7 protein-coding genes and 1 other annotated feature are annotated in these 8,064 nt (G+C 38.3%); all 7 genes read right to left on the bottom strand.

The features are described 5' to 3' along the window. The coding region (locus AB1414_11470; protein MEW6608051.1) for a Uma2 family endonuclease at window positions 1-443 on the bottom strand (443 nt) is incomplete at its 3' end. A gap of 232 nt (window positions 444-675) precedes the next feature. Next, window positions 676-1,104, bottom strand: a complete 429-nt coding sequence (locus tag AB1414_11465; protein MEW6608050.1) for a PIN domain-containing protein — start codon at window positions 1,102-1,104, stop codon at window positions 676-678. Between the two features lie 179 nt (window positions 1,105-1,283). Next, the gene (locus tag AB1414_11460; protein MEW6608049.1) at window positions 1,284-2,048 is read right to left on the bottom strand and encodes a protein phosphatase 2C domain-containing protein; all 765 of its coding nucleotides are present in this window, start codon (window positions 2,046-2,048) and stop codon (window positions 1,284-1,286) included. A gap of 6 nt (window positions 2,049-2,054) precedes the next feature. Then, window positions 2,055-2,636, bottom strand: a complete 582-nt coding sequence (locus AB1414_11455) for an FHA domain-containing protein (GenBank protein ID MEW6608048.1) — start codon at window positions 2,634-2,636, stop codon at window positions 2,055-2,057. Continuing rightward, the gene (locus AB1414_11450) at window positions 2,633-4,834 is read right to left on the bottom strand and encodes an AAA family ATPase (GenBank protein MEW6608047.1); all 2,202 of its coding nucleotides are present in this window, start codon (window positions 4,832-4,834) and stop codon (window positions 2,633-2,635) included. The genes AB1414_11455 and AB1414_11450 overlap by 4 nt, the downstream gene beginning before the upstream one ends. A gap of 213 nt (window positions 4,835-5,047) precedes the next feature. Next, window positions 5,048-5,566 carry a hypothetical protein gene (locus tag AB1414_11445; GenBank protein ID MEW6608046.1) on the bottom strand — a complete coding sequence of 173 codons (519 nt, stop codon included), beginning with the start codon at window positions 5,564-5,566 and terminating at the stop codon, window positions 5,048-5,050. Window positions 5,567-5,670: 104 nt separating this feature from the next. Beyond that, window positions 5,671-6,712 (bottom strand) — a sequence feature (23S ribosomal RNA rRNA prediction is too short). A 107-nt stretch (window positions 6,713-6,819) separates the two neighbouring features. Beyond that, entirely contained in the window at window positions 6,820-7,308 is a 489-nt protein-coding gene (locus AB1414_11440; protein MEW6608045.1) for an LAGLIDADG family homing endonuclease, read from the bottom strand. Window positions 7,309-8,064: the final 756 nt, after the last annotated feature.

Genomic DNA, 8,064 nt, shown 5'->3' with positions numbered 1-8,064 from the left:
ATCTGAAGTGTCTTTTTATCTGCATCTACTATCCAGTATTCTTGAACCCGATAGGTCTCATAAAGTCTCTTTTTTAGCAGTTTATCTATTTTTTGGGTATAAGGAGAGGTGATTTCAATAATTAAATCAGGTACACCTTCTATATACTTATCCTTGATTATGTCCAGATTCTCGTTAGAGATAAAGAATATATCTGGTTGGACAACATTTATATCTGATAGAAGAACATCACAAGGAGCATAAAATATCTCCCCTAAATCATTCCTGGTAACAAATTCATCAATAATTTTACCAAGTTTTCTAATAATCCTTTGATGATACGGAACTGGTGCTGGACTCATATAAACCTCCCCCTGAATTATCTGATACCTTTTCCCATTATCGGGAAACTGGACATAATCTTGATATGTCCATTTTTCTTCCTCTGTGGCTACTGTTGACATTGATTTTCCTCCCTGCTTCTCTTAAAGTCTCCTGCAAGGTTTGAAAAACCTTGCAGGTAGTTGTTTTTTCACTATTTAAGAAGACACTATTACTATAATACACTTTTGCTTTACCAAATTAATCGTACTTGTAATGAATTATCAACTTAAAAAATCTTTTTTCATTTATTGACTCTCTCTATTTTCTTATTTCAATCTTAACAAAAAAAGAAGAATTTGTCAACAAAGTTTTTCACGAAACCCAAAAGACTCTAATCTTAACGGTTATGAAGAATAAAGGTTTTAATTCCGCTGGAAGTGAGGATATATAACTTATTTTCTTCCATTGTAATTCCACAGTAGCAATAGCAATATGTAAAGCATCATTAAAGTCTTTAACAGAAAACACCCCATTTTTAACATATTTTTCTGCTAAAGATTGGCTTTCCACGGTTATTTTTAAAACTTCTATATCCTCTATCAATTCTGCAAATTTCTTCCTTTGGTCTATATCAGAAGTAGCCTCCAGTTCATCCACTGTTACTTCAGAAATAAGGATTTCAAACTTCCTCATTTCATTTTTCCACCAACCACATGTAATTCTCATTCTTTCTGGTTTCTCTTCATCGTAATATGCGCTCGGCACGGAAGTATCTAAATAAATAGTCTTCTTTGGGTTCATAGAAGTTTAACTCCTCTCTATCAAATCAGGTAAGTGTTTCATATCAGATTTGGAGATGTGGAGACACCAAAAGGTAAAAAGTGTAAACTGGACATTTTTCTTTGTTTTCTAACCATATTTTATGACATTTCTCATTTCCCGTCAAATTATTTTTCTACCGATTATAGTTTAGGCACAGATTATGAAAGGTTACCATTCATGCCAATAGTTATTGAAATAATAGAAATATTATCTTCTCCACCTTTGTTTTTTGCCTCAGTTAAAAGTTTGTTCACAGAATCCTCACCACTATTTAAAATCATTTCTATCTCATCATCAGTAAGCATATCGGATAACCCATCACTGCATAATAGTAAAATATCTCCCTCAAATATCCTCTTGCTCACAGGAGCAAAATCAACAAAGACTTTATCGCCTCCACCAAAGGAATTCAGAATGATATTTGATGGAAGATTGTTATCCCCTGTTAGTTCTCTTAGGGAATGGTCTTTAGATATTTGGACAAGACACTCATCTCTTAATCTATACAACCTGCTATCACCAACATTGAGATAATACGCAGAGTTTTCATAACACAATATTCCCACTAAGGTTGTGCCCATACCTTTTCTTTCAGGGCTTCTATTGCCTTCTTCTAAAATATGGGAATGAATTTCATAAGTCCAATCTTTGATTTTCTTGCTTAGTTCATTTTCTGTCAATCCTGATTCAAAAGAGTTAATTTTTTCACGCATCAACTCTAAAACCATCTCGCTGGCGACTTCCCCTGCGTTATGTCCTCCCATACCATCAGCTATCGCTACAAAATACTTTGGGTTATCGTTAAGATTTATCTCTATCTCCTTATCACCTTCTCTCAGGATTTCATCTCCGATTAAAATTCTATCTTCATTATGGTCTCTTACGCAACCCGTATCAGTTACAGCCTTAATTCTTAATTCCATAGCAACTTATATCCTTGTAGTTTTATCCTTTTCATCCTTGCTTCTTATCTCTATGTAAAATTCTATGTTAGCGATTAAAAGAAAGGATTTATCTGTTAGTGGTTGATGTTGCCCCTGTTTTAGGGGGATATTGTTATATTTAGTGCCATTTGTAGAGTCAAGGTCAATAGCCACCCAGCCCTGTTTCTGGTCAAATTTGATTTGACAGTGCTGTTTTGATACCTGCGAGAATTTGCTGAAGGTATCCATAAACCTGCCTGTTGTCCGTCCAATTATCTCATCATTCTCTATCTTTAAATCAAGGTTGAGGTTCTTATTTATCAAATGAAGTTCCGTAGCAGGCGTGAGGATTGATGGGGCTCCTATTGTGGGAAATGGAGTTATCCCATAAGAAATCCTTTGGTCAACAGACAAATCAGTAGATACTCCTCCCTTTATCCTTGCAGTGACCAATGGAGTCCCATCATGGGTACACATCTTCCCTTTACCAGGCTTATTACAATTAGGGCACATTAATATTTCTTGACCGCATTGGTCACAGAAATATGAATCCTCCTCTATATCCATTTTACAATAAGGGCATATCATCTTTTCATCCCTTCTATTGATTTTAAATCATCCGCTTCAATTGTGTTTAAAACATCCGGGGACACTTCTTTTCCTTCCTGTCGCATCCCGGCAATCCTATTAGCCTGATTTTGCAAAACCATCTCAAAAATATTCCTTATGGTTCTGCCATTTGCGAAGTTTCTATCCCTGTGTTCATATATCTTCACACATAGCGTGGTTAATAATTCTTCAACCCCATCCGCATATCTCATCCCCTTTGATTCCACCATAGAGATAAATATCTCCTTTAGTTCTGCTGGGTTATAATCTTCAAAATCTATATACTTTGTAAATCTTGAAGCAAGTCCAGGGTTTGTATCTAAAAATGTCTGCATCTCATCCTTATAGCCAGCCACAATAGCCACAAACTTACCCCTATCATCTTCCATTCTTTTAAGGAGTGTATCAATCGCCTCTCTGCCAAAATCAGAAGTTCCGCCTCGTGCAAGGGTATACGCCTCATCTATGAAAAGGACTCCGCCAATGGCATTGTTGAGCACCTTATTTGTCTTTGGTGCTGTATGTCCTACATATTCGGCAACAAGGTCTTTTCTATCTGTTTCCACAAGGTGCCCTCTGGATAACAGCCCCATTGCCTTGAAGACATCAGCAAGGATTCTTGCCACAGTTGTCTTTCCTGTTCCAGGGTTGCCCCTGAAGACAAAGTGTATATTTAAGGGAGTTTCTTTCCCACCAGCAGAGACTCGCGCCTTCTCCACCTCGAGATAATTTATTAGTGTTTTAATCTCTCTTTTAATGGAGGAAAGTCCAATTAAGGTTTCCATGCTTTGCAAGGCATCTTCTAAAGTAACGGCTTTTTCAACCGCATATCTGCTGGGTATATCTTCAGTTTTGATTAGAAAAAGTTCCCTTCCTTCTGAAATACCGAGAGCACTGATTCTGTTCCCCTGTAATTTTAAACATTCTTCAAAGTTATTTCTCACTTCTCTACCGTTAGCAAAGTTTTTATCCCTCTTTAAATACATAGCCTCAAATATGTTCTTTAATCTTTCTTCTGCAGATTCGTCAATCTCGTGTTTTTCAGATTTTGCCATAATTTTAAAGATAGCAAGCAATTCTTCAGGTGTATAATCCTTGAGATGGAAATATCTTGTAAATCTTGACTTCAATCCTGGGTTGGCATCAAGAAATCTCTCCATTTCTTTTGGATACCCAGCCACAATAACCATAAACTTACCCTTATCATCTTCCATCCTTTTAAGAAGTGTATTAATCGCTTCTTTACCAAAGGAGTCATTCGTGCCTTCTGGAACAAGTGTATAGGCTTCGTCAATAAACAATATTCCTCCCATCGCCTCACTTATTTTAGCGTTTGTCTTTGGTGCTGTCTGTCCTACATATTCAGCCACAAGGTCTTTTCTATCCAGTTCAATTACATGCCCCCTGTCTAATAAGCCAATTGCCCTAAAAATCTCTCCAAGTTTCCTGGCGATTGTTGTCTTCCCAGTGCCAGGATTTCCTGTTATGACCGTATGAAGATTAGGCGTCCAACTTGAGCCTGTAATTTCTGCCTTCTTTTTCTCAACATCTAAAAATTTTGATAAATCTTTTATCTCCTGTTTTATCTCTTCCATACCGACTAATGAATCCAGTTCATCCATAATTTTCTCTATGGTCTTTTCCTCTGGTATTTCACCTTTTATATCCTCTGGCAGGATAACATTATCGCCAGTAATACCCTGAGATATGCGAAGATAATAGCTTTTAGTTATATCTTCAACCTTTTTAATAACAAGGTGCCCATTGCTGAAGGATTCATCCTTTGTCCTCACAAGATGAACGAATAGTTTCTTTAGCTTCACCCGGCCATCGTCACTGAGCGCAAACCCTTGTTTTTTTAATTCTTTCTCGGCAATCATGAACATCTGAGCTGCATCCATATCAGAGAGCTCAAATATATAACTGAAAAGCCCTTTCACATTGGGATTATCTTTAAGATATTCCTTAAAGCCTCTATGTAAGCCTGCTAAAATGACAATGGGGTCAAACTGGGATTTTCTTATCTCTGAAAATAGTTTATCCAGTGGGTCAACAGCACCCGAATAACCCGCCGGAACAAGTTTTTGAACATCGTTTATAAAGAGAATCCCGCCTTTTGCTTTCTGGAAGTTCTGTTCAAAATCCTTTGTAAATTTGGGATAATCAACCGCTTCCACCGTGCAGATGTCATCTTTAGAGATTACTTTATGTTTATCTGGAGTTTCGTGAATTTTCTATGATTCTTTTCTCCTTTAATCTTTGCGTTCTTTGCGGTCGATTTCTTTGCGTTCTTTGCGATTAAAAAAGGATAAACCACAAAGGGCACAAAGTAGTAACGCAAAGGACACAAAGCGAAGAAAATAGGTAAAGCATTTTTTATCAATTCAACTTCAAAGGATAAGTTGCAAAAAAATCATCAGGCTTTTGAGCCTAATTTTGCCCTCTTTGAGCAAAATAAACAGATTGATAAGGATAAAGAGAATTTTAGAAGTAGCATAAAATTTACGAAAGTCCAGTTTTATTAATATTGTTATGATTTTTTTTACTGATACCTTTACTTCATACCTTAAAATTTCCATCTGATTTTTAATCATTGTAAACGATTGTTTTACTTCAAGCCATACTTTAATTTTGTCCACAACACAAAATACCTTATGCATAATTGCCATGAAGGATACTATCCCGCATAATACTGACCAAACAATTTTCATTCCTGGCTGATTCCATAATTGCCATCCCGCAACAGTACCTCCTGTCGCAGTAAGGATAATACCTATCTGGATGAATCTATCTACCATCTCCCACTTCGCAAGTAATTCGGAAGCAATTAATTCATAATATCTTGAGTTATACCAGGTAATAAATGCTTCATTCAGAATCCTTTTCTCATGGGATATTTCCTCTTCCATCACCCTTCCTTTTTTTATCTCCTTATAATGCTTAACACTCTACAATGAAGGAGTTTTCGTTTTTATAAACAAAGAAACAACTTAAAGTAGCACGGTCAAGTCGCACGACTTATTAGTACTGCTCAGCTCCCGATTGTCTCGAAGTTACTTAATCATCCGAAGATAATCTTGTTTCTTTTCAACAATCAGGGTTCAATAGATTACTCTACTTACACTTGCAGCCTATCAACCTGGTCATCTCCCAGGAGTCTTCAGGTGGTCTTAAGAAGTCTAAAGACCTAACTACTTGGGAATTCTCTTGCGAGAATTTCTTTTCGAAAGATTTTTAGAAGCATCAAAAGATCCTAACAGATAACTCAAAGAGAAATCTGTCCGAGATATCTAATCTTGGGGTGGGTTTCCTGCTTAGATGCTTTCAGCAGTTATCCCTTCCGAACATAGCTACCCAGCAATGCCACTGGCATGACAACTGGTACACTAGCGGTTCGTCCACTCCGGTCCTCTCGTACTAGGAGTAGCACCCCTCAAATATCTTGCGCCCGCAACAGATAGGGACCGAACTGTCTCACGACGTTCTAAACCCAGCTCACGTACCGCTTTAATCGGCGAACAGCCGAACCCTTGGGACCTGCTTCAGCCCCAGGATGCGATGAGCCGACATCGAGGTGCCAAACCCTGCCGTCGATATGGACTCTTGGGCAAGATCAGCCTGTTATCCCCGGAGTACCTTTTATCCGATAAGCGACGACCCTTCCACACAGAATCGCCGGATCATTAAGCCCTGCTTTCACATCTGCTTGACTTGTGGGTCTTGCAGTTAAGCTTCCTTGTGCCTTTATACTCTCCATGCGATTGCCAAACGCATTGAGGAAGCCTTGGGACGCCTCCGTTACTTTTTAGGAGGCAACCGCCCCAGTTAAACTACCCGCCTGACATTGTCCCTCAACTGGATTCACAGTCGTAGGTTAGAATCTAAATATAATAAGGGTGGTATCCCAAGGTTGACTCCACGCAGACTAACGCCCACGCTTCAAAGTCTCCCACCTATCCTGTACATACTATACCCAGATCCAATGTCAAGTTATAGTAAAGGTTCACGGGGTCTTTCCGTCTAGTTGCGGGTAACTTGCATCTTCGCAAATACTACAATTTCGCCGAGCCCCTCGTTGAGACAGCGCCCAAATCGTTACGCCATTCATGCAGGTCGGAACTTACCCGACAAGGAATTTCGCTCACATACTCTCTGATTTTCATCAAAGTGTGGACTCTATCTTTATCCGAATTTGTTTTCTGCTTCTTCTATTCATCTCTGATGCAATTTTGAGGATTTCGTTAAACCCCTCCTCCCTTAAATGTTTACCTTGTTGCATCAGGCGAACAACTCTTGCAAATTTTTGAAATTCAATATTTTTCTTTGATTTCAAGGGATATTTTCCAAAAAATGGAATAATAATTTCGGCCAGATTTTTAAGATTTCTTACCCGCCAGCAAAAACGCTTTCCATGATTTCTTCTTACTACCCCACACTTCATTGTGGAACGAAGTCGGTAAAGAAGATTCAAGTTTTCTTCATGCTGAACCACAGTTAATTCGGGTAAAATCTGGTAACCAAATCTGACTTCGTCATTTTTATTGATTCCAATATGGAAACATCCTTCTCCATCAATAAACCCTACAATCCAATCGGGTTTTAAAATATCCGCTTGATTCGGATATTCAACGTTTGGTCTCTGAGGGGTCATATTTTCCTCCTTGACTTCCCTGCGGATTGTCCCCTTGTATATGGAATTTTTACTGTCCCATTCTAAACTAATCAAGAATAGACGAGTATCACATATCTTTTGAGGAGTTTCCCGCATATAGTTGAATATACCTCCAATGTTACCATTGGAGCAGGCTAGCTTTTTTAGTTAACCTTAGGACCGTTCGCTTTTGTTACTCCCTAAAATTAGGGGGTGAGATTATTTCTATCTCACTCTTCTGGTCGCCCAGAAGGCCGGACTATATCATCACTCCTTATGTGAATGTCTGGCGTATAGTCTCTGAGGATTCTGAAGGTTTTTCTTTTTATTGCCGCCCTACTTCAAAAGGTAGTAATATTAAAATTATTCCGTGGTCTAATTGGACGATGAAAACGATTTTTTTTCATTTTACATGGGAGTGGGTAAATCCCATTGAAAAATCACCCCATTTCCAATCTCTTTACCACAGAAGGCGGCAAAATCAAAAGTGTTTTCACTTCTACATCACCTCCAGCCTTTCCTGCTGATTGTCCCCACTGAATGGATTGTTACTCTTATCGATGAGTACCATCAGATACTTGGGATTTTCCAGCATATAGCCAGATTTTACAACTACTATTGTCCAGATAATAGTTACGGCCGCCGTTTACTGGGGCTTCAGTTCAAAGCTTTAGAAAACAGGTAATTTAGTAATTAAGTGATTTCATGACAAGTCACTTCCTCACTTTTTCACTTCCTCACTCTATTCTCCTGACC

The organism is bacterium (assembly GCA_040755795.1).
Classification (GTDB): Bacteria; UBA9089; CG2-30-40-21; order CG2-30-40-21; family SBAY01; genus JBFLXS01.
This window is presented reverse-complemented; position numbering and strand designations above follow the sequence as displayed.